Origin of the sequence: Polynucleobacter sp. 15G-AUS-farblos (assembly GCF_018882445.1) — a bacterium.
Lineage (GTDB): Bacteria > Pseudomonadota > Gammaproteobacteria > Burkholderiales > Burkholderiaceae > Polynucleobacter.
This window is the reverse complement of record NZ_JACVOM010000015.1, coordinates 1-724: the sequence shown is the minus strand read 5'-3', so window position 1 is coordinate 724 and position 724 is coordinate 1. Positions and strand designations below refer to the sequence as shown.

2 protein-coding genes are annotated in these 724 nt (G+C 41.0%); both read left to right on the top strand.

The genetic code is table 11. From position 1 onward, the window contains the following. Nucleotides 1–138: 138 nt before the first annotated feature. On the top strand, nt 139–339 hold the full coding sequence (locus ICN41_RS11200) for a hypothetical protein (protein ID WP_216293009.1): 201 nt from the start codon (nt 139–141) through the stop codon (nt 337–339). Continuing rightward, a partial coding sequence (locus ICN41_RS11195; RefSeq protein ID WP_216293008.1) for a hypothetical protein occupies nt 339–724 on the top strand: 386 nt, incomplete at its 3' end. The genes ICN41_RS11200 and ICN41_RS11195, both read left to right, overlap by 1 nt.

The following is a 724-nucleotide window of genomic DNA, read 5'->3' as shown; positions in this document are numbered from 1 at the left end:
CCCGCAACGAGTCAATGAGCTTAAGTTTATAGTCCCCAAACCAACATCCCCTAAAGAGCTGCGGATGGGAGAAGATGATCGAAAATTAGGAATAGCCCTAAAGCAATTAGAGATTGATTGGTGAGATCGGAGTTTCTAATGAAATGGACTAATTCTTTTTTTGCAAAAGATCTTGGAATCAAGATTCTTTATGCCACTTGGATTATTCTGATCTTTGCCTTTTTTTGGGGAACCATGCCTTACTTAGATTGGGTAAGTGGTAGCTTGAAGCCGTTTGAATGGTTGCGTCAATTATGTTTATTCTTGTTTTATCGTAGTGGCTCAGTCACCCTTAATTAATGACTTTTATTGAATCTAGATTTGAGTTAATCCTTCTGCTAGCGGGGTTACTTGCAATTCTTTACTCCCTATCATGTTTTGGCATTGGTATCCTCCTTACTAGGAGTTGGATTGCAGGTGGTAATTGGCCGACGGTATTTGGCTTAGGCCATGCAATCGTTGCCATTATTTTGCAATTGATTGCAATTGCAGGATTTTTTCATTGGTACTATTTGTTGCCGCTAATTGGCGGAGTGGTAATTGCATTACCGGCAATCTATCGTACGCGCTTTGCCCTGGTTAGTTGGATTCAAGGACTCCTTAAAGAAGATCTTCTTACTAAGGCGATCTTTTCTTTGGTGATGCTGGTAGTCTGCTTGGTGTTGGTGGCTGAGGTTTCGTATCC